The sequence below is a fragment of the Candidatus Woesearchaeota archaeon genome (assembly GCA_021734105.1).
In the GTDB taxonomy this organism is placed as follows: Archaea; Nanobdellota; Nanobdellia; order Woesearchaeales; family SKGA01; genus SKGA01.
The window spans coordinates 32605-56155 of the sequence record JAIPJP010000004.1 but is presented as its reverse complement, the minus strand read 5'-3'; the positions used below and the strand labels follow the sequence as shown (position 1 = coordinate 56155).

Annotated in this window: 31 protein-coding genes; 18 read left to right on the top strand and 13 right to left on the bottom strand. The window is 32.6% G+C overall.

Going from position 1 to position 23551, the window contains the following annotated elements; all coding sequences use genetic code 11:
* The first annotated feature begins 205 nt into the window (after positions 1-205).
* From pcn to K9M74_01265, 4 genes are all read left to right on the top strand, one after another.
* Entirely contained in the window at positions 206-946 is a 741-nt protein-coding gene (gene pcn, locus K9M74_01280) for a proliferating cell nuclear antigen (pcna) (protein MCF7798515.1), read from the top strand.
* A gap of 366 nt (positions 947-1312) precedes the next feature.
* On the top strand, positions 1313-2623 hold the full coding sequence (locus K9M74_01275) for a hypothetical protein (GenBank protein MCF7798514.1): 1311 nt from the start codon (positions 1313-1315) through the stop codon (positions 2621-2623).
* Positions 2595-2957 (top strand): hypothetical protein, encoded by a 363-nt coding sequence (locus tag K9M74_01270; protein ID MCF7798513.1) that lies wholly within the window; start codon positions 2595-2597, stop codon positions 2955-2957. Before K9M74_01275 ends, K9M74_01270 begins: the two co-directional genes overlap by 29 nt.
* On the top strand, positions 2935-3732 hold the full coding sequence (locus K9M74_01265; protein ID MCF7798512.1) for a hypothetical protein: 798 nt from the start codon (positions 2935-2937) through the stop codon (positions 3730-3732). Before K9M74_01270 ends, K9M74_01265 begins: the two co-directional genes overlap by 23 nt.
* Position 3733: 1 nt before the next feature.
* On the opposite strand, the gene K9M74_01260 is transcribed toward K9M74_01265, so the two are convergent.
* Genes K9M74_01260 through K9M74_01245 form a run of 4 tightly spaced genes read right to left on the bottom strand, consistent with a single transcriptional unit; the run spans position 3734 to position 8235 of the window.
* The gene (locus tag K9M74_01260; protein ID MCF7798511.1) at positions 3734-4942 is read right to left on the bottom strand and encodes a hypothetical protein; all 1209 of its coding nucleotides are present in this window, start codon (positions 4940-4942) and stop codon (positions 3734-3736) included.
* A 1-nt stretch (position 4943) separates the two neighbouring features.
* Positions 4944-6071, bottom strand: a complete 1128-nt coding sequence (locus tag K9M74_01255; protein MCF7798510.1) for a M48 family metalloprotease — start codon at positions 6069-6071, stop codon at positions 4944-4946.
* A 2-nt stretch (positions 6072-6073) separates the two neighbouring features.
* On the bottom strand, positions 6074-8002 hold the full coding sequence (locus K9M74_01250) for a hypothetical protein (GenBank protein ID MCF7798509.1): 1929 nt from the start codon (positions 8000-8002) through the stop codon (positions 6074-6076).
* Between the two features lie 11 nt (positions 8003-8013).
* Positions 8014-8235, bottom strand: a complete 222-nt coding sequence (locus K9M74_01245; protein ID MCF7798508.1) for a winged helix-turn-helix domain-containing protein — start codon at positions 8233-8235, stop codon at positions 8014-8016.
* A 113-nt stretch (positions 8236-8348) separates the two neighbouring features.
* Between K9M74_01245 and K9M74_01240 the strand changes: the two genes are divergently transcribed.
* The 3 genes from K9M74_01240 to K9M74_01230 are packed head-to-tail and all read left to right on the top strand — an operon-like array spanning position 8349 to position 10578.
* Positions 8349-8936, top strand: coding sequence for a nucleotidyltransferase domain-containing protein (locus K9M74_01240; GenBank protein MCF7798507.1), 588 nt, complete (start codon positions 8349-8351; stop codon positions 8934-8936).
* On the top strand, positions 8924-9388 hold the full coding sequence (locus K9M74_01235; GenBank protein ID MCF7798506.1) for a hypothetical protein: 465 nt from the start codon (positions 8924-8926) through the stop codon (positions 9386-9388). Before K9M74_01240 ends, K9M74_01235 begins: the two co-directional genes overlap by 13 nt.
* Positions 9389-9390: 2 nt before the next feature.
* Positions 9391-10578, top strand: coding sequence for a 2'-5' RNA ligase family protein (locus K9M74_01230; GenBank protein ID MCF7798505.1), 1188 nt, complete (start codon positions 9391-9393; stop codon positions 10576-10578).
* Positions 10579-10633: 55 nt separating this feature from the next.
* Here the strand turns inward: K9M74_01230 and K9M74_01225 are convergent, their stop codons facing one another.
* The 8 genes from K9M74_01225 to K9M74_01190 form a co-directional block, all read right to left on the bottom strand.
* A complete protein-coding gene (locus K9M74_01225) occupies positions 10634-10873 on the bottom strand; it encodes a winged helix-turn-helix domain-containing protein (protein ID MCF7798504.1) in 240 nt (79 codons plus the stop codon).
* 68 nt (positions 10874-10941) lie between these two features.
* On the bottom strand, positions 10942-11334 hold the full coding sequence (locus K9M74_01220; GenBank protein MCF7798503.1) for a hypothetical protein: 393 nt from the start codon (positions 11332-11334) through the stop codon (positions 10942-10944).
* The gene (locus K9M74_01215) at positions 11331-11744 is read right to left on the bottom strand and encodes a hypothetical protein (protein MCF7798502.1); all 414 of its coding nucleotides are present in this window, start codon (positions 11742-11744) and stop codon (positions 11331-11333) included. The genes K9M74_01220 and K9M74_01215 overlap by 4 nt, the downstream gene beginning before the upstream one ends.
* Positions 11745-11747: 3 nt before the next feature.
* Entirely contained in the window at positions 11748-12125 is a 378-nt protein-coding gene (locus tag K9M74_01210) for a hypothetical protein (protein MCF7798501.1), read from the bottom strand.
* Positions 12126-12129: 4 nt separating this feature from the next.
* A complete protein-coding gene (locus tag K9M74_01205; GenBank protein ID MCF7798500.1) occupies positions 12130-13668 on the bottom strand; it encodes a hypothetical protein in 1539 nt (512 codons plus the stop codon).
* Positions 13665-14180, bottom strand: a complete 516-nt coding sequence (locus K9M74_01200; protein ID MCF7798499.1) for a hypothetical protein — start codon at positions 14178-14180, stop codon at positions 13665-13667. Before K9M74_01200 ends, K9M74_01205 begins: the two co-directional genes overlap by 4 nt.
* Positions 14173-14352, bottom strand: a complete 180-nt coding sequence (locus K9M74_01195; GenBank protein ID MCF7798498.1) for a hypothetical protein — start codon at positions 14350-14352, stop codon at positions 14173-14175. The genes K9M74_01200 and K9M74_01195 overlap by 8 nt, the downstream gene beginning before the upstream one ends.
* A gap of 12 nt (positions 14353-14364) precedes the next feature.
* Complete coding sequence (locus tag K9M74_01190) at positions 14365-14751, bottom strand: hypothetical protein (GenBank protein ID MCF7798497.1); 387 nt, start codon at positions 14749-14751, stop codon at positions 14365-14367.
* A gap of 122 nt (positions 14752-14873) precedes the next feature.
* Between K9M74_01190 and K9M74_01185 the strand changes: the two genes are divergently transcribed.
* The 9 genes from K9M74_01185 to K9M74_01145 all read left to right on the top strand — a co-directional run bounded on the left by K9M74_01185 (position 14874) and on the right by K9M74_01145 (position 19847).
* Positions 14874-15380, top strand: a complete 507-nt coding sequence (locus K9M74_01185) for a hypothetical protein (GenBank protein ID MCF7798496.1) — start codon at positions 14874-14876, stop codon at positions 15378-15380.
* A gap of 438 nt (positions 15381-15818) precedes the next feature.
* Positions 15819-16253 (top strand): hypothetical protein, encoded by a 435-nt coding sequence (locus K9M74_01180; protein ID MCF7798495.1) that lies wholly within the window; start codon positions 15819-15821, stop codon positions 16251-16253.
* Between the two features lie 4 nt (positions 16254-16257).
* Positions 16258-16494, top strand: a complete 237-nt coding sequence (locus K9M74_01175) for a hypothetical protein (GenBank protein ID MCF7798494.1) — start codon at positions 16258-16260, stop codon at positions 16492-16494.
* A 12-nt stretch (positions 16495-16506) separates the two neighbouring features.
* Complete coding sequence (locus tag K9M74_01170) at positions 16507-16677, top strand: hypothetical protein (protein ID MCF7798493.1); 171 nt, start codon at positions 16507-16509, stop codon at positions 16675-16677.
* Complete coding sequence (locus tag K9M74_01165; GenBank protein ID MCF7798492.1) at positions 16664-17167, top strand: hypothetical protein; 504 nt, start codon at positions 16664-16666, stop codon at positions 17165-17167. The genes K9M74_01170 and K9M74_01165 overlap by 14 nt, the downstream gene beginning before the upstream one ends.
* Entirely contained in the window at positions 17164-18714 is a 1551-nt protein-coding gene (locus K9M74_01160) for a hypothetical protein (protein MCF7798491.1), read from the top strand. The genes K9M74_01165 and K9M74_01160 overlap by 4 nt, the downstream gene beginning before the upstream one ends.
* Complete coding sequence (locus tag K9M74_01155) at positions 18707-19123, top strand: hypothetical protein (GenBank protein ID MCF7798490.1); 417 nt, start codon at positions 18707-18709, stop codon at positions 19121-19123. Before K9M74_01160 ends, K9M74_01155 begins: the two co-directional genes overlap by 8 nt.
* Positions 19120-19512, top strand: coding sequence for a hypothetical protein (locus tag K9M74_01150; protein MCF7798489.1), 393 nt, complete (start codon positions 19120-19122; stop codon positions 19510-19512). The genes K9M74_01155 and K9M74_01150 overlap by 4 nt, the downstream gene beginning before the upstream one ends.
* 80 nt (positions 19513-19592) lie before the next feature.
* Positions 19593-19847, top strand: a complete 255-nt coding sequence (locus K9M74_01145) for a winged helix-turn-helix domain-containing protein (protein MCF7798488.1) — start codon at positions 19593-19595, stop codon at positions 19845-19847.
* 618 nt (positions 19848-20465) lie between these two features.
* Here K9M74_01145 and K9M74_01140 read toward each other — a convergent pair.
* On the bottom strand, positions 20466-21914 hold the full coding sequence (locus tag K9M74_01140; GenBank protein MCF7798487.1) for a DUF2779 domain-containing protein: 1449 nt from the start codon (positions 21912-21914) through the stop codon (positions 20466-20468).
* Positions 21915-22038: 124 nt separating this feature from the next.
* On the opposite strand from K9M74_01140, the gene K9M74_01135 reads away from it, so the two are divergent.
* Both K9M74_01135 and K9M74_01130 read left to right on the top strand, forming a co-directional pair.
* Positions 22039-22305: a MarR family transcriptional regulator gene (locus tag K9M74_01135; protein ID MCF7798486.1), complete on the top strand. Its 267-nt coding sequence runs from the start codon at positions 22039-22041 to the stop codon at positions 22303-22305.
* Positions 22277-23551: a site-specific DNA-methyltransferase gene (locus K9M74_01130; GenBank protein ID MCF7798485.1), complete on the top strand. Its 1275-nt coding sequence runs from the start codon at positions 22277-22279 to the stop codon at positions 23549-23551. The genes K9M74_01135 and K9M74_01130 overlap by 29 nt, the downstream gene beginning before the upstream one ends.

Here is a 23551-nt window from a genome sequence, read left to right as displayed (position 1 = left end):
CATGATATTTCATGCCTGAAGCATGAAAAACTTTAATAACTTGCTTGTGTAAACTAACTTCATACTGACCGGAAATTTCTGTCTGAACCATAGTAATTTCTTGTCAGTATACATATTTATACCTTTTTGAACAACGCCTTTAGAGCACAATATTTATATACCCCAGTCATATCTTATGTATTGTACTTACGAGGGGGTTACGTGGATGAAACTAACGCTTGCAGAACCAAAATATCTTAAAGAAAGTGTCGCAATTATTTCCGAAATAGTCACTGAAGCAACTTTAAAAATTACATCAGAAGCAGTAGCACTTGTAGCAATGGATCCGGCTAATGTCGCGCTGGTAATTTTCAAATTATTATCTTCTTCATTTGTGACATATGATATAGAAGGTCCAACAAACATTACAGTAAACTTGAATAATCTTAAACAAGTGCTTCGAAGAGTAAAAAGTAATGATACATTAACTTTAGAACTTGAAGAGAATAAACTTAAAGTGACGTTGCAGTCAACAAGTAAACGAACGTTTCATTTGCCACTCATCGAGCTTGATGATAAAGAGCAACGAGTACCCGATCTTTCTTTTGTAGCAACGATTGTAATGCAATCTAGCACGCTTATTGACGCTGTTGATGATGTAGATGTTGTTGGTGAGAGTGTAACATTTTCTGCAACTCAAGACAAGTTTTCTATCAGTAGTAAGGGTGATTTAACGAAAGCCGCTGTCGATATTCCTGCTGATAAAACAACAAAAATTGTGTGCGAAGATGAGGGTGTTAAAGCCAAGTATTCCATTGAGTATTTAAAAAAGATGATGCAGGGCGCAAAAATTGCTGATGTCGTGCAAATTAAATTCAGTCGCGATTACCCGCTTCGACTCGAGTATGTGGTGCAAAATAAATTAGAATTATCTTTTGTTCTCGCTCCTCGTGTTGACAACGATTAAATACTTCGTTATTTAGGGCGTTTTGTTGTTATAACTCTATTTCTTTTTTCTTCTTACTAAGTTTACTATTTTTCTTACCAATTAGTGCTTTATATTGGTTATTCCTTACTAATTCTGGAGGTTTGCACATTGGCTGATAAGATCACTATTGATAAGAAAAGCACTACTTTTCAGATTTATAAGTTTATAACTGAAAAACGGGCAGTTATCACTAAAGAGATTTTTGATGAGTTCAAAGACAAGGGCATCAGAAACAGCCATGTTAGTTCTTATTTAAGGCAGTTAATGAAGAATAATTTGATCTTGAAGAGTAAGAAAAGGGCTCAGAGTAAGGCTAGAAAGTGCAGTTCTGTGTTTGTTTATGGTATGACTCAGGATGATATTAATCAGAAGATTCAGAGGCTTAATAGCAGGACTGATGAAAAGGAGTTCTTACAGGGTGTAAAAAAGGAAATATTTGATGCTTTGATAGATTCTGATGATGGCTATACTACTGCAGAGGTCCTGTATCTTTTAAGGGAGAAAGAGTATTACAAGGAGTATGGAAATTATGATCATGTCTATGCTTGCCTTAATGATCTTTTGAAACTGCAGTTGATTAAGAGAAGTCCTTTTATGATGCCTGGCAATGCTATGATTCATGGCAGAAAGCCAGGATATGTTTATGGTAGGGATGAAAAGGCTATTTACAATAAGATTATCAAGCTCATGCCTAAAGAGGTTAGAAGTGCTTACTTGCTTATTTCTCAATCTAATGAAATCTATAATATTGATATGATGAAGGAGCGTTTTAAGGTTACTTATAATCAGATTAAGAGCTGGTTTGATTATAGATTTATCAGTGTTGGTTGGATCAAGGTTGTAACGTATAAACAGCGAAGGTATTATTTTAATAGGACTATGCCTGAGAGTTTTGTGTTGCAGCAAGCTCCTAAATTGCATAAGGATGAAGTTGTTAAGAGTATTCTTGACGTGACCACTCTTGGTAATGGTTTTGAGGAACAGGCAATATTTTATTTTGTGATGTATTTGATGACTCGGTATAACTTGCAGATTCGTTTGAACAAAGATTTTCCAAAGAAGATTCCTTCATGGTTTAATCCTAAGGATATCAAGCGTTATACTGACGAGAAAGAGAAAAGGCTTTGTGATGTTTGGAGGTTTGATTCAGAGCCTATTGATTACTTAGTGTTTTGTTATGATCAATTATTGAAAGTGCCTATCTTTGGTTTTGCTGTTTCTATTAAAAGAGATAAGAAAGGCAAGTATCTTGGAAGTGCTGGTAAGAAGTATGTTACTTCTATGGTTGGCTGTCTTTCTCATAGCAGGAGTCTTGATATGAAGCCTATTCCTATGTCTCATAAGCTTACTCCTGTGCTTATCATGAATAATCCTAATGGCGCTAAATTGTTTGAGTGGGCTAAGCTTACTGGTGTCTTGCTTCTTTGGATGAAAAAGGTTGATCTTCTCAGAGCATTCTGTAATGGTGTTGGCATCAAGTATGAGAAAGACTTGGAGCTTGATAGACTTAGAAGGTTTAGTGAACTCTTTGATAAATACAAAGGACATGAGGATGTTGTTCTTGGAAAGTCCAGTATCAAGAGACTTATTGGCGAGATAGGAGAAAAAGAATTGGAGGCGATATCTGATGAGATTGAAAAGTCATCTACAATATGAAAGAGATTTTTGTAACTTAATGAATGAACAAGGTTTTCATACTGAACGAGTTGCAGCATCTGGCAGACGTAAAGAGTCTGTCTGCGATGCAGTATTATTTACCTTAAACAAAACGTATCTTGTTGAGGTAAAAAGCACAAAGGAAAAAAGCTTTTCTTTAAAGAGAGGTTTGCATGGGCTTTTGCCAGTATGCTCTAAACATAATGTTTTACCATTACTTGCAGTTTACTTCAAGAGCGCTCATTCTTCTAAAGGAAAAGGCAAGTGGTTGTTTAAAATAATTAATGATAATCTGGAAAAGGTGAGTGTTAATGATGGATGTGATGAACTTTAAGCCACAGCTTGTTGGCGATGGAGATGTTGAAGTATTCATTTACAATAATGATGCAGTTGCAGTTGAGCCAAAGATAGATGGGATAAGGATATTGCTTGAAAGAAAAGGCGATGATCTTCGTTTCATTACTCGTAATGGTAAAGACTATTCAAGCAGGTATTTGTCTATTGTTGATAATCTTAGAAAAGGATTGCATATTAATGATGTTGTTCTTGACGGAGAAATTGCAGTTGTTAAAGATGGTAAAGTAATGGGTCCTCACAGAGCCATCTCAAAGAAGTTAGAAAAAGGCGAGAAGCTTGTTTATTTTGTTTTTGATATCTTAGAAGTTGATGGACATGATTTGACTGAATTAGATTATGTCAACAGAAGACTACACATTGGTCTTGTAGTGGAAGAGAATGAAAGCTTGTCTATCATACCAAATACTTTTACAAACACCATTGTTGATGTCCAGAGCTTATACAAGAAATTTATTGAGTCAGGATTTGAAGGAATTGTTGTTAAAAATCTTGAAGAGTACAGACCAAACTCTCGCTTTAACTGGATCAAGCTAAAGCCAATAAGAACAAGAGATGTAAGAATTATTGAGAAGAAGAAAACAAAAGACGAGAAAGCATTTGTCTACAAGTATGTAACAGAAGAGGAAAAGGAAGGCACAGTAATGAGTAAAGATGATTACGAAGTTGGTTCAGTAATCGAGCTCTCTTTTAACAAAGGCAATTTTGAGAAGCTAAGATTTCCAAGAATCGTGAGAGTGAGGGATGATAAGTAAGTTAATAAAAATTTTGAGTGCAAACATAATATAGTCCATCATATGCACAGCCTACTGCCAAAATGGAGTATTTAGATTCTAAGATATTTGCTCTATGTCCTGGACTATCCATCCATGATTCAACATGGGCTTTAGCAATACTGTCTGCATCGCTTGAAACATAACCCATTCCTTCAACATCACCAGTTGGCATTTTTCCTATATTTTCAGCAATGCCATCTGAATACCAACCACCGCCTAATTCTTTATGTACATTATATCCATGTCTTATAGCTCTGTCAGTTGGGTCTTCGCCCTTAAGATTGTCATGTGAAAAGAAATCATTTTCAACCATATCTAAACTATGATCTCTTGCAACAGTAGCTAATTTAGAATCCCATTTTAATGAGGATAATCCTTTTGATCTTCTTTCAGCATTAGTATATTTTAAAATAGCTTTTTCTACATCCATTGTTTTATCAGATATAGGATCAGGATCGACAACCTCTTTGATTTGTTGAGATACCCCTTCAGTGATGGTACTTACACTTTTCTTACTGAACAGACTATCTTCTGAAATTTCATCTGAGATTCCAAAAGGAAATAAATTAGAAAATTTAACCTCATTATATTTCTCAATCGCTTTATCAAAAATAGTATCCTTATGTTGATATCCTTGCCATACTAAAAGTAAAATTAAGATTAGAACTAAATATTTAATCCAGTTTCTTTCTCCTTTATACCAATATCCTATTCTCTTTATGAACTTCCACAGATACTTAATCAAGAAAAATATATTCATCAGAATTAATGCCCCTCCAAGTGGAATAAACCATAAGATAATCTCATTCAACTTATCAATATTAGAGTAAATTATTCCAAATGATACTGATAATATTGCAATCCAAAACAGATTCATGAAGAAATTATTCCAATTAGTGTATTTTCTATGTTGTCTTCGATTTAACCAATATTTTGCTTGATGATATTTACGCTTTGCAAATCTAATAATATTAGTTTCAGTTGCTTGATAAGATTGATGAAGTTTGTTGTGTGATCTGTGCTGTTTTCGTTTACCTCCTTTAAGATTATGAAATAAATTTTTTCTTGGCAATCCAGTGCAGTGATGATCCTCAGGAAGCCTATGTGAGCTACAGTGATGTTGTCCACAAAATTTGCATTTGAAAGGAAGTTCTCTTATCTGAGTATTACATTCATTGCAACGAACCATTTTATTTTTCTCTCTTATTACACTTAGCCTCATGCTCTAATAAGTCCTGTAACTTGTTATATTGCTTACCACAGAATTGGCATCTCCCTTCTCTCGCTACTGCTTCTTCATACAATCTATTTACAGTGATATTATGATGAAATTCTTCTGTAATTTTCTCAGTCATATCTTTCTCTAATTTGATAAAATTGTTGAATAATTCTTTTGCAGGTTTTGATTTTTCGGAGTTTGATGATTGAGGGATTCGCTTTAACCTGCTTTTCAGAGTGGGATGTGTAGAGAATAGACTCCACTTATCATTAAGCATAACTTGTTTTTGAATTTTCTTAGCGTTTTCTTTAGTATACCATGTATGGACATTTTCGTATATATTTACAAAAGCTTGTCCTTGATTTAATAATTGAATCATAGAGTTATATCCAACTTGTGTGAAGTATCCAGTATAACTAGAATAGTTTAACAACCCCTTATGAAAATTTGTAGAACCTGCAACTTTAGATGCTACATAATCAGCTCTATATTCCATTTGCCTGGAATAATAATAATTAATTATTCCAAAGAAGAATCTATAAACTTTGTAAAATAACATAACAACTAAACCAATTATTGCAAAATTCATTATAGGGATTGCATCATACCATGCTTTTCCAAATTCAGATGATTTCTCAAGAGAATAATCAACTCTCCAAAAAAATCCTCCTATAACCGTATCTTTTCCATAAAAATGCCCCATTTCATGTGCTATAATAGATTGGAATTCTTTTTCTGAAAGTGACCTTATAGAAGCAATCCCAATAGAAAGTCTTTTCTTAAAAAAACCACTAACACTTATGCTTGGATCTGCAGTTAAATAAATTTCATCTGGACAGGATACATTAAGTTTTTCAGCAGTTTCTTCCACTAATGCAATTAATTTGGGATGTTCTTTTCTCTTAACAAGCACACCTATTGGTTTATTTTTGATAAACAAAACAAAAATTAAGGGAATTAATCCAATTCCTAAATAAATCAAACCACCTAAATAATACAATATTACATACAACCCAATAAAAAGAGATGTACTCAATAAAAGACCTAAATAAATTTTGAGTTTCAAAATTACTGGAATTTGTATGTCTTCATTTACCATTTTTAATGCTTGTATTTTTTAGGATTTTTTTGATGTCCTTGTTGTTGCTTTTGAAATAAAAAATATCCACCTATAACGATCCCAATCAATACTAAATAAAACAATATTGAGAACATCGAAGAATTATTTATCCAAAATTGTGCATCGTTAAGATTTCTTTCTGCTTCCTTAGTGCTTCCAGAATTAATATTTTGGATTGCTAAATCCATATTCTTTTTAAGACCTATACTTCCAGGAAATGAAAAAACTTTTGGAATACTTTCTGCAGACTGCTCAACTTGACTATATTTTTTTAATACTGCGAGTTTTTCTTGTAAAGGTCCATCAAACAATTCTATTGCTTCCTCAGAGTTCTTTAACGATTCTACTACATCTCCTTTTTCAAGATTCTGATTAGCAAGTTGAACTTTCTCCCTTACAGTATTAAGCTCCACTATATCCTCTCTATCTATATTTAATTCATTTAATTTATTTGAGATTTCATTATATTTCTTAACTGCAATTTTTGCATTATCATGTTCTAAATTATATTTCTCAAAAACAATAGTAGGATCTGCAGTGCATTCTTCATCCAAATGAACAAGTAAATAATTATTTAACTGCTTATCATTCTTGAAAGAAATTGATGAAAGACCTTTTGTAAATTTGTTTATTTTAATCGCATGATCTGGACAAATTTTATCTAACTCATCAACAATTGCAGATTCCACAAGAAGTTTATCAGCAACTGTTTCATCATTCATAAATTCAATAATTTCATTTGTAGTCATAAGGTCAATAGAATCTCTAACATCGTTAAGAATTTCAGTTACACCTTTTGTACTAAGTCCTTCTTCTTTCATTAATGTGAATGCTAGATTTGTTAAAACACCATTAGTCCACCACGATTCATATGTTTCTGTTCCATATGTATTCAAGATAGCACTATTAATAATTCCTCTCAGAAGATTTATTTGAATTAAATCATCATCCCCGACAGCAATTATTCCTGTTTTAAAATAAACAGTTCCGTCTTCATAAGAAACAAGGGCATTATCTCCATCAAGAACTTTATCATTATTACTTACAAAAGTAACATAATACTTACTTGGAGAATTTAGATTAAGCCTAGTTGAAATTTTACTTAATGTTGGTTCTAAAGCTTTAATATTTCTCTCAATTAAACTTTGATATACTTTAGGTCCTTCAACCTCAATTAAATCTGACTTATATGAAAAAAGTCCTGTCTTCTTGGATGATATCTGAAATTCGTACTCAACTGTTGTAATCTCATCTTCTTCAATGTTTGTTATTTGGTGTTCAGTGTATCCAGAAGGACAAATATCTAGGTTTTCTAATTGATCTGAAATACTTTTATAATTTCCCCATCCATCTATTGTAAATATTGGTTCAGGATAGATTGGCTGAGGTATTACAATTTTATAATCTTGATAGTTTGGATAGTCAAGTGTTCTCCAATCATCTTCAGGACTACTATCATAAGAAGCAACATAACTACTCGCTGAAGTAGGGGTACACACATATACTTCTTTTTCATATCCTGATTCTTTGTAATAAGGATATTCAAAAAAATAATTTTCTTGATATCTAACTGTTGTATGATCTGGTAATTTTGCAGTAAATCCTATTTCATAAGGTTCATTATACTCTATTTCTTTGGTTTTTACAACATAAATGTCTGATCCGAGATATTCTGAATCATAAGTCCCAGTTATTGCTCCGTCTGAATCATAAAATTTTACATTATCATAATCCTGAGGAACTAATAAAGTCATCTCTTGAGATTCTAAATAATAACCATAATCCACTGCAGCACCATATTGGTATTTGTATGTTGTTTTTCCATCTTCATCAATAATGAATATATCTCTTTCTACATCTGCTAAAACAACATTAGAGAATAAGAATAAAGAGATTAAAGTAATTATCAATAATTTTGATTTCATTTTCTATCACCCCTGAAATATTTTTCATAATTTTCATTCAGCCAAAACTGGTTTTGTCTGCCTACTTTCTTGTATCTTACAATTCCTTCGTGAACCATTTTAAGAAGATGAACTTGAGCAGTATTCCATGATACATTAGCTTCTGCAGCTATATCTTCCGTTGTTGAATGCCAATCTGCTTTTTTTAGATATTCTAGTATTTTTTCTCGTGTTTTCATTTTAATCCCCCTTCAACTATGATATGTCATAAGACATATATTAAATATGTTATATAAATATTTCGAGATTCAAACCAAAACATTTATATACTTCTGTTTACTTTTATACTCATATGCTTACAAAAGTAAACGATATGGATTTGAGAATATTAAACTTGTTCACGAAAGGCTATGATAAAGAGTATTATATCAGAGAGGTCGAGAAGCTTCTTGAGGTCAGCTCTAGAACTGCCCTTGTAACGCTTGCTAAGCTTGAAAAGAAGGGCATTTTAGAGTCAAAGACCAAGGGTAAGATCAAGACTTATTCTATAAAGAAATCTGGATTATCAAGGGAATATTTTGTTTTAACAGAGCAGTATAAGAGAATCCAGTTCTTAGAAAAGAATCACTTGATTAAGGAAATTCTTGAAAAAGCAGAGGATTACCTGCATGGCATAGTCATATTATTTGGAAGCTATGCTAAAGGAATCCAGAAAGATGATTCTGATCTTGATCTATTCATAGTGGGCAAGTATGATGAGGATAAGATCAAGGAAGTTGGCAAAAAGTACGGAATTGATATAAACATCAAGAGTTATCCTATGAACCTTTTTGAAAAGGAAATTGGTAGCGATATCCTACTAAAAGAAGTCGTAGGAAATCATATAATAATAAAAGATGTAGAAGGATTTGTCTGGAGGGTTGCAAAATGGATCAAATAAAATGGTGTCTAAACCAAAAGAAAGGAATTGAGCTTGTCGAACCAAGCGATAATCTTAGAGATGCTTATCTCATTAAGTCAGAGGAAGCATTGGAAACATTAAGATCAACAAAAGTAAGAGACTGGCAATTGACCACTGCTTATTATACTATCTATCATGGAATCTATTCTCTTTTGATGAAGATGGGAGTTAAGTGTGAGATTCATTCCTGCACAATAGAATTTACGAAGAGATATCTCAAAGATCATTTCACGCCAGAAGATTTTGAGCTCTTAGACAAAGCATTTTCTGCAAGGATTGACTCGCAGTATTATGTTAATCGAGAAGTCCCTGACCAGAACTATAATCTTATCATGAAAAAAGCTCCTGCTTTCCTGGTCAAATGCAAGAATATTGTTTTAGAACAAAAAGAGATAGAAAAGATTAGAGAGCAAATCAAGGCTATGCAGTAAAAATGGTTCATTATCTTATTGAATTTCGGTTTCATGGAAAAGCAAAATATGAGATTAAGAAACTCATACATGAAGTTAATCGTAAATTCAGATTAAGAACCAAAAGAGCTATCCCTCACATAACTCTTGCAGGACCTTTCTCAACAAATGATGAGAAAAAATTGATTGGTGATTTTAACAGGCTTTGTTCAAATAGTCCTTTGATTAATTTTGAGATAAGCGGTTTTAGCGCATTTGAAAATAGCAAAGTGATATTCTTAGACGTTGCTCCAAGCAAAGAGCTTGACGAGTTCAGATGGAATCTTTCAAGAAAACTTCAATCTTATTGCAACTTAAAACCTTTTGATTATGAAAGAGAGTTTGCGTTTCATTCCACTATTGCGATGAATTTGCCTGAACAAAAATTTCAAAGCATAAAAAAATATATCAAGAAAAAACCAAAACTACATTTTAAGCATGTAATGGTTAGAGCTACTCTTCTAAAAGGTGGATTCATATTAAGAGAATATGACTTCTTATTGAGAAGACCTTTGGTTCGAAGGCTTGCAAAAGACAAGAGAGTCTACTCTCAAACAGTTGAGTTATTAAAGGCTCATTTTGAAGATAAGTTTAATCCAAATGATTTCGTTAATCAGTCTCTAAAAGCAAATGATAAGTCTATTATTGCAAAGATTAAAGACTTTTTTAGTAAGCCGAAAGTTTTTGTAACTTCTGACTTGCATCTTGACCATACTAATATTATCAAGTATTGTCAAAGACCATTTCTTAGCACAGAAGAAATGAATAAGACGCTCATCAATAATTGGAATAATACAATTGGGAAAAAAGACTTAGTTTATTTCTTGGGTGATCTTGCTTTTGGTACTGGAAGCAATTCAACAGATTACTGGCTTAATCAACTAAATGGTAAAGTAATATTCATAAAAGGAAATCATGACAGATCAAAAAAAATAGAGTTCCATGAAAATTATATCTTGGAATACAAAGGATTCAAATTTTACCTTACGCATACTCCTGAAAATGTTCCAAAGGATTGGAAAGATTGGGCTATTTGTGGGCATCATCACAATAACCATCCAGAGACTTATCCTTTCATCAATAAGAAAACTAAGCGAATAAATGTTTCTGTTGAATTGACAAAATATAAGCCAGTAGAACTGGACAGCATAATAGAAGAAATAAAAGAGTAACAATCGTTACAATCATTTTAACACTCCGCCATTATAGGAATCTTATAAAAATCTTTTACGTTTTGGTGGAATATTGTTCTTTTAGTTTTGTTAAGCCGAACACTCCGTCTCCTACTCTCATGAATACGTTGTGTGTGTCTCTTAGCATTACTGCTATTACTGTTCTTTCTGGTGTTTTGCCTTTTGTCGCTTTGATCTTGAGTATCTCTTTTGTCAAGTCTGTGTAGTGCATTGGCTTTTTTTGTTCTAGCAAAATCTTTTTTGCTAGGTTGTAAAATGAGTCCTTCTTTTCCATCCTTATCAAACCTCCAGTTTTGATGTGTTGATACTCTAAGAGGTTTATAAACACCGTCGAGATTCAATCTAGCCTTTGGAATCGCTAGATTTGTCTGTAGGAAACAAGTAAGAAACATACTTCTTATTCAAAGAATATTTCTTATTCAAAAACTCTAGAGTATCAAGATCTTTTTTAGAATAAGTTAGAGATGAGGCAACCTGCTTAGAAAAATCCCTATTGCCCTTCATCTCCTGCAAGAGAAAAAAACAATAACCATCGCTTCGTTTAGAACAATTACCAACTGCAGGACAATCAATGCAACGAAGAAGCAAATGAAGATTTGAAGAGTTTTTTCCATGCTTTAAGTTCTTTAGTCCATTGGCAAGACTTTTCTTCTTAGATGAAATCTTTCCCCCTTTTCTTCGATCTTCTAAAGTAAAAGTGTATGATTTATCTTTGAAGTTGTCAAGTCTATTCATTTATACATTGCCTCTTTTACATCAAGAAGTTTTTCCATGAAAGGTACAAAATGAGCCATAGCTGTTTTACTATCTTTGTCTTGCATCTTTGTATAATCATTGACAAAGTCTGAGATGAAATTATCAAACTCTTCAACTGTTGGCAATTCTCTTGCTTTCATAACAGAATAAATCATCTTAGCACTAAACAATTCACACTTTTGATATGGCTCTTTTGTTTTAAACATACAAGGAAAAGTAACCTTGCACTTGTCACAAGTCTTTATTCCTTGCGAATATTTGCCATTCTTCATTGCGTTAAGTCTTGCAGAAAGGGTTCTTTTTAGTGACCTTGTCTTTCCACCTTTAACTCTATCTTCATGTGTTAGTACATGAATTTTTCCTTTAAAATTCTTCATATTGTTTTCCATTGTTTAACCTCCGTTTTCGCCTGTTAGAACTATCAGAAAATGTGTTTTTTGTCTGTTCGTTTCAACAATTATTCGTTTATGCCATCTTCTTTGACAATTAGAACTTCCTCGCTTAACAGACTCAACACAAGGATATTTATTCTCAGCCCGTCTTAATGCACTCATTAGCTGTTTAGTAGTCATTCTTCTAAGAGCAGGCATAGTAGAATAATCAAAAATAAGATGTTCTGAACCAAGATAATCTACAAGCAAATCAAAACATTTCATACAAATATTGTAACTGTTTTGCATTTCAACAAAATTAGTGCATCTTGGATTAATGCAGGGATGCGTTTTTCTAGCAACATAATTCTTTTCATACATTTCATATTCAATACTCATTTTTTTAATCCTCCAAATCTAACATTTTTTGATGTTCTGTGTCTTTTTCATCAGAGACATATTCTTCTGTTACAATCAGTTCTTCACATGTACTTTCTGACATGTCATTTTCGTCATAATAAGTACTAGAATTGTCTGGTTCATCATCAATATCCTCACCATAATCCTCAAAATCAATAATAAAAGGTATAATTTTATGATCTTGATAGATTTGTTTAGCATGATCTGACTCTAACCATGCCTGTAACAACATGGTAATATTAGTAATATTAACAGGTAGTGCTAGGTTGTTACTGGTCAAATGTATAGGTCGAAGCATGACTGTACGTTTATTGACATACTGATCTTTGTAGATTTCTATCTTATTTTTGTCTGCTAGTTTTCCACACCAGTCACGAATAGTCTTGACTGAACCTATCTTCAAAGCTTTCTGTGCTTTATGTCTAAGGACCCAATCAAAATACTTTTCCTGAAAACCCATTATTTTTATTTCTTCTTTGTGCTTCCCGACATTTTCTTCAACATACTCTAATAATCGTTGAAGTCTGTGATCTATGCCAGAATAGGTTAAATTGACAAGATCAGCAAATATTTTCAGAGCATTGATGAAGTCAGCTGGTTCTGCATAAATAAACTTCATATCACTAACATACTTAGATTTTCTTTGCAGTTGATGAAGCCAGGCATTAGCTCTGGTCAATGACATGATCCTTTTTACATCTCGCTTAACTCTGTCTTTTCTAGTGTCAAATATTTCTTTTCCATCAACTTTTTGAGACAATACTTTGCTGTAAGGAATAATTACTTGCACTTCTTGATCAAGCAATGAGATAGAAGTAGCTATCCATGAATCTTCCTGCTTATTCTTTTCAAGATAATATTCTTCATCACTAGCCTTATCTAAGACATCGTCAACAACAATCTTATTCTTCTCCCTGTAGCCTCTGATTGGAGCAATTACATATCTTGTCTCCATCTCTTCATCTGACTCTGTTTCTGTTGTTGCATAAAGCAGTGTCTTTTGTTTTTGCTCGTTACGAATAGCTGTTTTAAAACCAGTTTTAGCATCTTTCTTTAATGTGCAGGTTCCACCTTCTGCAAGTTGCTTGAATGTTTCTACTATGCTTGAATTTGCTCCACCTTCACGATGTTTATTGATTTCAGAAAACGCAATGACCTTCTTATCTTTAACATCATCCTCTAAACTAGGACTTGTCAGTCTTGTTCCTTTCATAACATCATCTTTAGGAAAATGAGCAAGAACCGTATCCATAACATTATCTTTTCCAGAACTGCTATTCCCTTTCAAAGCACAACTGCAGTGGTCTCTTGCATCTCGTAAATAACCTGATGCAGCAACAATAAAAACAGCTAATTTCTCCTTATGATCTAGCTTATGCCTTTTATCTAATTCAGCATGAATGTGTTTTAAGAGTTCAGGAGATTCAAATCTAGGATCAATTCTTGCATTAATCTTTTGATGCTCAGCTAAAACTTCAGGATCATTCATTTCCTTTATGATCTTATTTAATGCTTCACTCATTTTGATTCCCTCACTAAAGTCTTCACTTTTCCTGTCTTAAAATGAGGAACATTTTCAAGAGCAATCAACACATTACCTGAAGCAATTTGAGGGTCACACTGAAACTTAGAAATAAGATGATGTCTAATCTTATGCATGGACTTTTCAGTGTATTTCACAAGATCATCATCAAAAATATGAATGTGATAACCTTTAGATCCCGTTGAATAAGCCTTGTAAGTAAAACCATAATTGTCGAGCTCATCACAAATCTTATTCAATCGTTCTTCAGAAATATTATCATCCATGTCAAGAATGATCTCGCAAGGTAAGACTTGTCTACAGTTAGCTTTGTTTAAGAACTGAATTCCTTTGTCAGACTTCATTAATTCATTAACTGTTTGTCTCTTGCTAAACTTCTTTTCCTCTCCTCGTGCATAGCCCCATGCAACCTTAAAATCTCCATACTTATTAGCAAGATTCACAAGCCTTGTAGAACTTTCTGTGGTGGCAGTTTCAGCAATCTTATCCATTATGAACTACCTCCATCCTGATAACTCTTGATAACGGAATCAGATCTTTATCATCTAATACAATTGAGAAATCATCTTGTGATGTTGCAATGCCTTCTCGCCAGGCTATTTTTTCTCCATCATCGAAGAATACTTTTACCTTCTTGCCTTTCATTTTTTTCCAACGCTCCATCAAATTTCATCTTTATTCACTCTCCAGAACAATCAAACGATTGTTTGTAATCTCATCAACTATGATTCTAAAGCCGACTCTTGTCTGCTTCACATTATTGAATCTGAGAAATGAAAGGAAATGTTTAGGTATAGGCAACTGGTAAGTTTTTGTTTTGCCTTTGATACATTTGTATATTCTTCTTGGTGGCATTTGAAAACCATCAAGGTTATCAAGCCAAAAACCCAGTTTCACTTGCTGATCTTCAACAACTGGTTCAGGAACTTGATAATCAATATCACTTAGATGAGCATGTCCAATGATGCTCGGGATATTGTAGCAGATACTTTCTCCTGCATTGATCAGGGTTTTCTTGAATGGATGTTTGTACAGTATCTGTTTTGGTTTGATTTGTCTCATTTTTGCATTAGTTAGGTATTATTAAGAATTGTTAGTTTTTTTCTTAATAATATTTACTATAAATCACAAAACCTAACGATACATGACAAGATTTATATATTAGTAAAAAATAACTAAGTCCAATGGAAAAGAAATATAACCTACTAGAACTCCTCAAAGAAAACCAAGAAGGAGACCCAGACTATGTAGAAAGCTGTCTCATGAGCCTAACTTCTCTAGAAAGAAAAATAGTCTTTATCCTACAGCAAGCAAATGAACCAATCAAAGTATCAGAAATAAGAAACAGAATGATAGAAGCAGAGATAAACAATATGAGCAAAAACTCAGAGAAAGCCAAGAAAATAGAGAAGATCAAAAAACAAATCTCAGGAAGACACAAGATGCTAGCAGAAGTGGACAAGATACTAGATGCCCAATTGCCTAGCTTCAAAACAATAGAAACAACACTTGAACAAATGCAAAATGACAATATTGTAATTGCCAAAACAACAGGTGGAGAACTATCAAAAAATTACTGGTTTATCCACCCTCAAATAAGATCACAGATGATTAAAGCAAACAAGAACCTCAAAAAAGAACAAAATGAAAGACTCTTTGGGAAACAATTCGCAAAGCTTATTCCAGTATGATTACTAATATTACCAAAACAATTACTAAAAAAGAAGATGAAGACAATGGACAAAAACATGCCTTATAATGCTAAAACGGGAAGAATACGACTAATAGCTCGACTTGAAAACAGTAAAGCCAGAATGAATTTCTGGTGTTTTTCTTTGTTTTCGTCGATAAATACTATCAATTCCTTATTCTAATTCTACCAGTTTGTCTATGTAGTCTTTTAGACCTATTTAAATCTTTTCGACTGGACTCTAGTTTCCATTACAAATCTTCATTCTGGCATAATTCTACTAAAATAATATTAAGATAAAAATAGAATTATATTTCTTAGGAGAAAGCGTGTGATGATTTCGCTTTATGTATGTCTGCGTCTTTCCCTAATTGTATAGTGTTTTGATGAATCGAACTAGATGGCACTATGCAAAAATGAACAAGGAGGAAAAAATAAGATGAAAGTGATAAAACATTTTGTGCAAGAGTTTGGGGTAAGATCTATTAAGCCTCGAAAGATGGGGAACCAGTATGCTTTTTATGTTCCCACAATAGATGCTGCCAATTTTTTTGGTAAGGAGTTGGAAGTTTTTCCACTAAGGTATATTGATGAGAATGAAGAGCTTGGTCTTGTGTTCTATCTTGATATGCCTGATGATTATTTCTATAAGCCGTATAGTGTGTATAAGTTGAAGCGACCATACAAGTTAGCTGATGGTGAGCCTAAGATGACGTATAGTTACTATGTGCCTATCCCTAATAAGATGCTGTCTGATATTGGTATTGAGAATGGTGTTCCAAGAATCATTGAGATGAAAGGTGGTTATCTTCCTGATGGTAAGAAGGTCATCTTGATTCAGAGAAAAAAAGTCAGAACAGAAAAGAGGTGGTGATAATATGGATCCAAAATATGAGAATGACTTGATAAGCATCACCATTTCAAGAAAGAAATTGAGTGAGCTTCAGTATCTTATTGATGAGATGCAGTTTCATCTTGGTAAGATAATTGAGGACAAGAAGTTTGAACCTGTTCTTAAACAATTTAGTGATTTGGAGTGGCAAGTTCAGGAATATAATAATCTAAAATCAATGAAAGCTAAAGCGGAATCTTTTGCTCAATTTTTGAAAAGATAATAAGGTTTGATCATGATGAAATCAAAGAAGGCGAAGGTATATTTTGATGATGGTGAGAAGATCTCTTATCGTGAGGGTGTAGTCTCTTGTGATGATGAGTTTTCTATTACTCTTGATCATCGTCATGTTATCCCTAAAAGTAGGATTGTCCGGATGGAGGTTTTAGAGGATGGTCTTTACTGAAGGGGAACGTTCATCGTACCTTGTCGGATTATGTAATAAGTATGGTGACTTTAAGGTTGCTAAAGGTTTTGTCCGAGGAGACAAAAAAACGTTTACTAAGCGAAAGAATGTGCTTGAGTTGTGGCAGTCAGATGAAGGTATGAAGTTTTTAGGTGTTGCTAATTGCCGTCAGATTCTCAACTCCGAGATAATTCTTGATATGGATGAAGATGCATCTGAAAAACGAATGAATGATATCTGTGATGAGCTTGATACGTATGGTTTTTTGTATAAGGCATATTTTAGTGGTTCAAAAGGGTATCACATTCACATTTTTGAGAATTCTTTGATGAAGTATTCTCATGTTTCTCGTCAGAAGATTAGAGGTTATTTGATTTCTAAGTTTAAGTGTGATCCTCATATGGCTTCTGATAATGTGTTGATTGCTCTTGAGGATACTGAGCATTTCAAGACTGGACAACCAAAGACATTGTTGAGGGAGTCGAGATGAGTGAGGCATTAAAACGATTGGTCTTTGAGCTTGATGATCCTGATGTGGTTGCAGAGTATAAGAGGATTAATGCAGTTCTTGATATGAAGTTCTTTTCTGATGAACTCTTAAAAGAGATTCATCTTGAACTTGACAAAAGACATAAGCTTGATCATAAGGAGAAACTTGGTGTGTTTATTGTTGCAATATCTTCTTATCTGAAAGATCCTAAAGATCATTGCAGTTGTGCATTGAAAGGTAATAGTTCTGCAGGAAAGGATAGTTGTGTAGATACTGTTCTTTCACATATCCCTAAAGATGATTGGATTAAAGTGACTAGAGCAACAACTGCGACTCTTGAGGATGATGTTAAGGATAAGCGAATCATTGCTTTTTCTGAGATCAATAAGAATCGTGAGCGTGGTGCTAATGCTGAGATTGTCGAGACGTTTAAGCAGATGGCTGAAGGTGGAACAACTACTTTAAAGAAAGATGCAAAGACTGGTTTTAAGACAGCGATTAGAACTGATCAAGAACAGAAGACATTAATCTATGGGACAACAGAGACTGAAAGTGATGAAGAGCTTGAGACAAGATATGTTATCATTCCAATAACAGGATATAAAGAGAAGAATAAGATTGTCATTTCTGATACGTTGAAAAAAGCAAGGGATGTCTCTTATTATCTTGCAAAGACTATCGATGAGGAATCTTGGATTGCAACTTCTATCTCTTTACTTGATAAGGATTGTTACGTTATATTACCATTTACTGATGTTCTTGATAAAGAAGTTTCAGGTAAAGAAATTTTTGATACGACAAAAGACAGAGTCAAAAGAGATGTGAAAAGAATAATTTCTCTTACTCGTGCTATTACCTGGCTTTATCAAAAACAGCGTGTGACAAAGACCATCAACAATGTGACTTTTATCTATGCTGAGCCAAGTGATTTCTTGAATGCATTGATTATATTTAGTGATTTTATCAACTTGACGTATTCAGGAATAGATCATCGTTTGCAAAGACTCTTAGATTATGCCAAAGAGAATATTGGTAATCATTGTGCTGATATCAGTAATCTTGGTTTTGAGGATCATTATTGTAATTGGATTCTTAGGCATAAGGCACAGCAAGATCTTGGCATTAGTTCTGTCAATACGATTAAGCGTTGGATTGCAGAATTAAAAGATAAGGATAAGATTGATGTCTACTACAATGCTATGATCACAAATAAGGCTTTCTTGTTTAGACCTATCAATTCACCTATCAGTAGCCTAGCCATACCTGTTAAGGTAAAAGAGATTGATAGTGTATTGACAGATTGGTTGAATAGTAAAGAAGCAAAAGAAATCTATGAAGGAAAAGAGATTGCACCTTATGTTCTTGATTTTGTTGATTATGATAAGGAAACTCATACCTTTAGTGATGAAAATGATATGTCAAGGTTGACAGGTAGCAATCTTGTTGTGGAAGAAGAGTTCATCTGTGATGATGAAGCAAAAAACGAAGTGAGTAAATTCGATTATCAGAAGGTTCTAACAGTCGAAAAGGAGGATAAAAATGAATGAAGATAAAAAACAATTATTTGGTGGTAAACCACACAAACTTACAAAAGAAGACAGAATAAAAGGAGGAAAGACAGTTACCTTAAAACGGATTCTTTCTGCAAGACTTAATTCAATGAAGTCTGGAAAGTATGCAACTAAAGCGATAAAGGTGTGTTCTCTTTGCAAGGTCACTGCAGTATGTCCTTACAGGGTAAAGAGTGATGAGCCTTGCAGACTCTTTTCTACAAGGATGATATATTCTATCATGAAGTCTAAAGGCTTTGCAACTATTGAAGAGTTTGATTTGTATATCTCTGACTTCTTGGATTCTTATATGAAAACGTATAGTAATGATCCTGAGGTTTCAGCATTGGCAGGTCAGAAGTTTCTTATCATGATGCTTGAACTTCAAGAGGCAATGAGTCGATGAGTAGACTTGACAACTTCAATGGAAACATTCACTTGCTTACTTTTGAGGATCAAGTCAAAGGTGGTAAGATGTCAAGTGCAAAGAAGACAAAATCAAATGGAGTAAAAAATTTGAAACATGGCAAGTATTCTTCTAATCTTCATCTGCTTCTTCGTTGCATTGATTGCCCTGCAATTGGTGAGTGTTCTAAAAGAAGTGATGGTTATTGTTTTTTTCTTTTGCAGAAGATGAAGGGCAATAGGGATTTTTCTAAGCAGGTTGCCTCTTCTCTTACTTATTCTAAAAAAGATCTTGATACTTTAGAGTTTTTGAATAAGAAATATTCTTTGAATAAGAAGTATGTTTCTTTCTTGTTTCCTACAGACGAATCTAGCGATTCCAATGGCTAGATTGTATCTCGACGGTGTTTATAAATCTCTTAGAGCATCTTCTGTATTAAATAAGATAACTTATACAGGAGGTAAAAAACATGAAAGATACAAAAGTACAGAAAGGATCTTTTTACGATATGGCATACAAAGTACTCAAAGAACAGAAGAAACCTATGCACTATGTAGATTTGACAAAAGAGATACTCAAGACAAAATCAAGCAAAGGAAAAACACCAGAAAGAACAGTCATCGCAGTACTCATGAGAGATACACATAATGTGTTTGTAAGAATGGGAGATGGAGTGTTTGGACTTACTAAATTGAAAGAGAGTTATGAACAAGTTTCAGCTTAATTATACTCTGAGATGTACGATTATATCGTACAATTGAAGCGTCGACAATTTGTCGATATTTCCTATTTAAAGGAAATTGTGTTTTTTTAGAGTATATGTTAATGCGAATTATTAATATATGATTCGCATATTTGTCTACTTTTGAACTGTTAAGTATTTCCAAATAGTTGAGTTTATTTTTGTAATCATATGTTTATGAAAGTAAACGATTGAACTGTCCGGAAAAATCGGATAGTTGAGATGTCGACAATTTGTCGATATCTCTTATTTGAAGAAATTGTGAATTGTACACAATTTGTGTACAGTTGAAAGGGGGTACAATTTGTACCTACTCTTATGTTCTTCCTAAAAAGCCTATTTTTAGGGATTAAAGTGCTATTTTTGTGATTTTTTCACAAAATCTTTAGTTTAATAATGAATTTTGGTCATTTATACTTAATGTAATTGGAATTTTAACTGATCAGTCAGATTATCAAAAGGTTCGTAATTACTGGAAATGGCTTAAAAATAAGCTAAAAAAGGAAGAAAGTGAGTTGGTTAGTAATACTAACCAGTTGAAATTAGAAGATGTAGATGGGAAAAAGTACAAAATCTTTATGTAAATTCTTAAATCAGAGTTTATTGAACTAACTTATTTAATTCGTTAATTATCCAAACCATACCTTCAGTATCAAGACAACAATATTTCAAAAGATGTTTTCTTAATTCAGAATTATCTTGATCTTTATTTTTAATATGTGTGTAGAAATATTGAGCACTGGCATCTCCACCATTATTTATTTCTAAATCAGAATAACCTTTGCCAGTTATTGCAGGTAATACCTTTTTTATAGAGTATTTGCCTTTTTGTTTTGGATTGTAATAATAATAGTTTTGAAATGGTAATGCTAAATCAATTATTCTATCTAAAACATTTTGAATCCAAGCCTTATTTTCTGGAAAGTCTTCAGCTAGTTTCTTCAATACATTAATCTCAAATGTTTTGTTAAATACAATCACAGTTCCTGATCCTTGAATCTGTTCTTTGAGATTGATGAATAATTTTAATCGTGGATCTTCTTTTCCATCTGCCAAATATTCAAAATGCTCTACGTTTCCATCATTATGTTGAATGTGTAATGAATATTGAAAAGGGATTTTTTGCCAAGGTCTTGATTTATCATAAATAGGTACTGCGGTATCAAATGTTTCAAAATCAAGATGAAAAAGGGGATAAGTTAGTGAATTCAAAAAATGTTTTATGTGGTCTTTTGAAAGATAAATTTTATTTTTTAAAGTTGATTGAAGTATAACTTCATCTTTTGGTTTTAATATTATCTCTTCAGGAATTTCTTTCATGTCTTCAAACCCTTCTTCAAATAGTTTCCAATATTGCCTCCAATTAGTTAATTGTAAAACATTGTTTTCGGGTAACATTTTCCAACATTCTGATTTTAATGGACATTCTCGTGGTTTATTACAATTCATAGAAATAACAAATTCAGGCAAACGTTCTTTATTGATTACTTCTATATATTTGCTAGAATTTTCTTCAATCTTACTTACTTGATTAACTTCATTAGTTACCTCTTCAATACTGCACAAATCTTTAGAATTGATTTCTCCTTTTTTGATAAATTCTTTATTTAGATGAAGAACAAAAACTTTTTCTATTTTTAATCCTGCCTTTTCACACACATATTTTTGAAATGCTAAGTCAGGGATGTGTTCTTTTTTTACTTCTGTACTTGCTTTAATTTCGTATAAGTTCCAACCTGTTTTAGTTGGTTCAATTATGTCTGCTTTAAGATATAGTTTTTCAAATTGAAATGCAGCTTCAAAAATAGTTTTTCTTTCATCAATTAGCTTTATTGTTTTTTGGATGTTCTCAGGATATTTTATATCTTTAAGATCAATTGAATTAGAAAATATCTGTTTGACATATTTCTCAAATTCTCTTCCTTGTTCAAATTTCTGCTGATCTGCAATGGATGGTTTTGGAAGTTCTTTTCTTTCTGATAGCCAAAGCAACTTAGGACATTGCAAACCATTCATAAATAAGGATTTTGTTAGTAATTTTTCTGTCATTAATAATGTAATAATTTGGTTATTTGAATAATTTTCGGTTTTTTAACCACAAAGTTTATTAATGTATTAAACTTGTACTTATATTGTGGTTAAATATATATAAAGATGTACTTACATCAAATGTATGGAAAAAGATATGGTTGATGCAATTTCATTATTAAAATCAAGTGAATATAGGTTTAAAATAGTTAAAGTAATTGGAAACAAGACTATTATGCCTTCAGAAATTGCCGAACAGACCAGTATCCGTTTGAATCATGTAAGTACATTCTTAAAAGAGTTGAAATCACACGGAATTGTTGAATGCTTAAATGAGGACAACAAAAAAGGTCGCTTATATGAATTAACGGAGTTAGGAAAAAATGCAATCAGTAAGCTTACAAATGGATAAACCAATCAAATATAAGGATGAGACTTGGGACTTTAGGACTTCCTTTACTAAATATAGTAATCATGGATTTCACACATACCCTGCAATGATGATTCCTCAAGTCGCAAAAAGATTAATAGAAATGTATGGGGGTGATAAGTCTGTGATTCTAGATCCGTTTATGGGGTCAGGAACTGCTTTACTTGAAGCAACACTACATACTAATTTTAAAAAGTCTTATGGGATAGATATAAATCCCTTAGCCTTGCTTATTTCAAAGGTCAAAACTACTCCTATTAATCCAGTGAAATTAGATTCTGCTTTTCAAAATTTAATGAAAAAGATCAACTCAATTGATGACAAATCAAATATTTCAAAACCAAATTTTTTTAATATAGAGTTTTGGTTTAAAGAAGATGTGATAACAGATCTTGCTGTTATTAAAGAGTGTATTAATTCAATTAAAGATAAAGATATAAGAGATTTTTTCTTAATTGCTTTTTCTGAAACTGTTAGAAATGTTTCTTACACTAGAAATAGAGAATTCAAATTATATAGGATGAATCAAAAGATGATGGATGATCATAATCCTAATACTATCGAGGAATTTCATAAAAAAGCAACAAAAAATATTGTTCAAATGAAGGAATACTGGTCACAATATAACGATAAATGTGAAATAAATATACTTGCAGAAGATACAAGATTAAAAACATCCATCCCCGATAATTCGGTTGATTTAATAGTAACCTCTCCTCCATATGGAGATAGTAGAACAACTGTTGCTTATGGTCAATTTTCAAGATTAGCTTTGCAATGGTTGGGTTATGACAAAGAGACAGTAATCAACATAGATAAAGTAAGTTTGGGGGGAAAGCCAACCAAAGACTTATTACATGATCTAAATTCCCCTACATTAACGAAAATAATTAATAAAATTAGTTCAATTGATCCAAAAAGAGCAAGAGATGTTCTGAGTTTTTATATTGATTTTGACTTGTGTGTAAAAGAGTTAGATAGAATCATGAAAAAAGGATCTCATTTATGTTTTGTTGTTGGGAATAGAACAGTAAAAGGTGTTCAAATTCCTACAGATGAAATTATTATTGAATTATTCAAAGCTCAGAATTCGTATGATCACATTAATACTTTTATTCGAAATATTCCTCATAAAAGGATGCCTAAATTAAATAGTCCAACAAATAAATCTGGAAACCATGCAGTAACTATGAATGAGGAATGGATTGTTATTTTAGAGAAGAACTAA

What these genes read in the sequence shown, in the direction of transcription:
- pcn (MCF7798515.1), top strand. Translation starts at nt 206, where the DNA reads ATGAAACTAACGCTTGCAGAACCAAAATATCTTAAAGAAAGTGTCGCA.
- K9M74_01275 (MCF7798514.1), top strand. Translation starts at nt 1,313, where the DNA reads ATGACTCAGGATGATATTAATCAGAAGATTCAGAGGCTTAATAGCAGG.
- K9M74_01270 (MCF7798513.1), top strand. Translation starts at nt 2,595, where the DNA reads ATGAGATTGAAAAGTCATCTACAATATGAAAGAGATTTTTGTAACTTA.
- K9M74_01265 (MCF7798512.1), top strand. Translation starts at nt 2,935, where the DNA reads ATGATGGATGTGATGAACTTTAAGCCACAGCTTGTTGGCGATGGAGAT.
- K9M74_01260 (MCF7798511.1), bottom strand. Translation starts at nt 4,942, where the DNA reads ATGGTTCGTTGCAATGAATGTAATACTCAGATAAGAGAACTTCCTTTC.
- K9M74_01255 (MCF7798510.1), bottom strand. Translation starts at nt 6,071, where the DNA reads ATGGTAAATGAAGACATACAAATTCCAGTAATTTTGAAACTCAAAATT.
- K9M74_01245 (MCF7798508.1), bottom strand. Translation starts at nt 8,235, where the DNA reads ATGAAAACACGAGAAAAAATACTAGAATATCTAAAAAAAGCAGATTGG.
- K9M74_01240 (MCF7798507.1), top strand. Translation starts at nt 8,349, where the DNA reads ATGCTTACAAAAGTAAACGATATGGATTTGAGAATATTAAACTTGTTC.
- K9M74_01235 (MCF7798506.1), top strand. Translation starts at nt 8,924, where the DNA reads ATGGATCAAATAAAATGGTGTCTAAACCAAAAGAAAGGAATTGAGCTT.
- K9M74_01230 (MCF7798505.1), top strand. Translation starts at nt 9,391, where the DNA reads ATGGTTCATTATCTTATTGAATTTCGGTTTCATGGAAAAGCAAAATAT.
- K9M74_01225 (MCF7798504.1), bottom strand. Translation starts at nt 10,873, where the DNA reads ATGGAAAAGAAGGACTCATTTTACAACCTAGCAAAAAAGATTTTGCTA.
- K9M74_01220 (MCF7798503.1), bottom strand. Translation starts at nt 11,334, where the DNA reads ATGAATAGACTTGACAACTTCAAAGATAAATCATACACTTTTACTTTA.
- K9M74_01215 (MCF7798502.1), bottom strand. Translation starts at nt 11,744, where the DNA reads ATGGAAAACAATATGAAGAATTTTAAAGGAAAAATTCATGTACTAACA.
- K9M74_01210 (MCF7798501.1), bottom strand. Translation starts at nt 12,125, where the DNA reads ATGAGTATTGAATATGAAATGTATGAAAAGAATTATGTTGCTAGAAAA.
- K9M74_01205 (MCF7798500.1), bottom strand. Translation starts at nt 13,668, where the DNA reads ATGAGTGAAGCATTAAATAAGATCATAAAGGAAATGAATGATCCTGAA.
- K9M74_01200 (MCF7798499.1), bottom strand. Translation starts at nt 14,180, where the DNA reads ATGGATAAGATTGCTGAAACTGCCACCACAGAAAGTTCTACAAGGCTT.
- K9M74_01195 (MCF7798498.1), bottom strand. Translation starts at nt 14,352, where the DNA reads ATGGAGCGTTGGAAAAAAATGAAAGGCAAGAAGGTAAAAGTATTCTTC.
- K9M74_01190 (MCF7798497.1), bottom strand. Translation starts at nt 14,751, where the DNA reads ATGAGACAAATCAAACCAAAACAGATACTGTACAAACATCCATTCAAG.
- K9M74_01185 (MCF7798496.1), top strand. Translation starts at nt 14,874, where the DNA reads ATGGAAAAGAAATATAACCTACTAGAACTCCTCAAAGAAAACCAAGAA.
- K9M74_01180 (MCF7798495.1), top strand. Translation starts at nt 15,819, where the DNA reads ATGAAAGTGATAAAACATTTTGTGCAAGAGTTTGGGGTAAGATCTATT.
- K9M74_01175 (MCF7798494.1), top strand. Translation starts at nt 16,258, where the DNA reads ATGGATCCAAAATATGAGAATGACTTGATAAGCATCACCATTTCAAGA.
- K9M74_01170 (MCF7798493.1), top strand. Translation starts at nt 16,507, where the DNA reads ATGATGAAATCAAAGAAGGCGAAGGTATATTTTGATGATGGTGAGAAG.
- K9M74_01165 (MCF7798492.1), top strand. Translation starts at nt 16,664, where the DNA reads ATGGTCTTTACTGAAGGGGAACGTTCATCGTACCTTGTCGGATTATGT.
- K9M74_01160 (MCF7798491.1), top strand. Translation starts at nt 17,164, where the DNA reads ATGAGTGAGGCATTAAAACGATTGGTCTTTGAGCTTGATGATCCTGAT.
- K9M74_01155 (MCF7798490.1), top strand. Translation starts at nt 18,707, where the DNA reads ATGAATGAAGATAAAAAACAATTATTTGGTGGTAAACCACACAAACTT.
- K9M74_01150 (MCF7798489.1), top strand. Translation starts at nt 19,120, where the DNA reads ATGAGTAGACTTGACAACTTCAATGGAAACATTCACTTGCTTACTTTT.
- K9M74_01145 (MCF7798488.1), top strand. Translation starts at nt 19,593, where the DNA reads ATGAAAGATACAAAAGTACAGAAAGGATCTTTTTACGATATGGCATAC.
- K9M74_01140 (MCF7798487.1), bottom strand. Translation starts at nt 21,914, where the DNA reads ATGACAGAAAAATTACTAACAAAATCCTTATTTATGAATGGTTTGCAA.
- K9M74_01135 (MCF7798486.1), top strand. Translation starts at nt 22,039, where the DNA reads ATGGAAAAAGATATGGTTGATGCAATTTCATTATTAAAATCAAGTGAA.
- K9M74_01130 (MCF7798485.1), top strand. Translation starts at nt 22,277, where the DNA reads ATGCAATCAGTAAGCTTACAAATGGATAAACCAATCAAATATAAGGAT.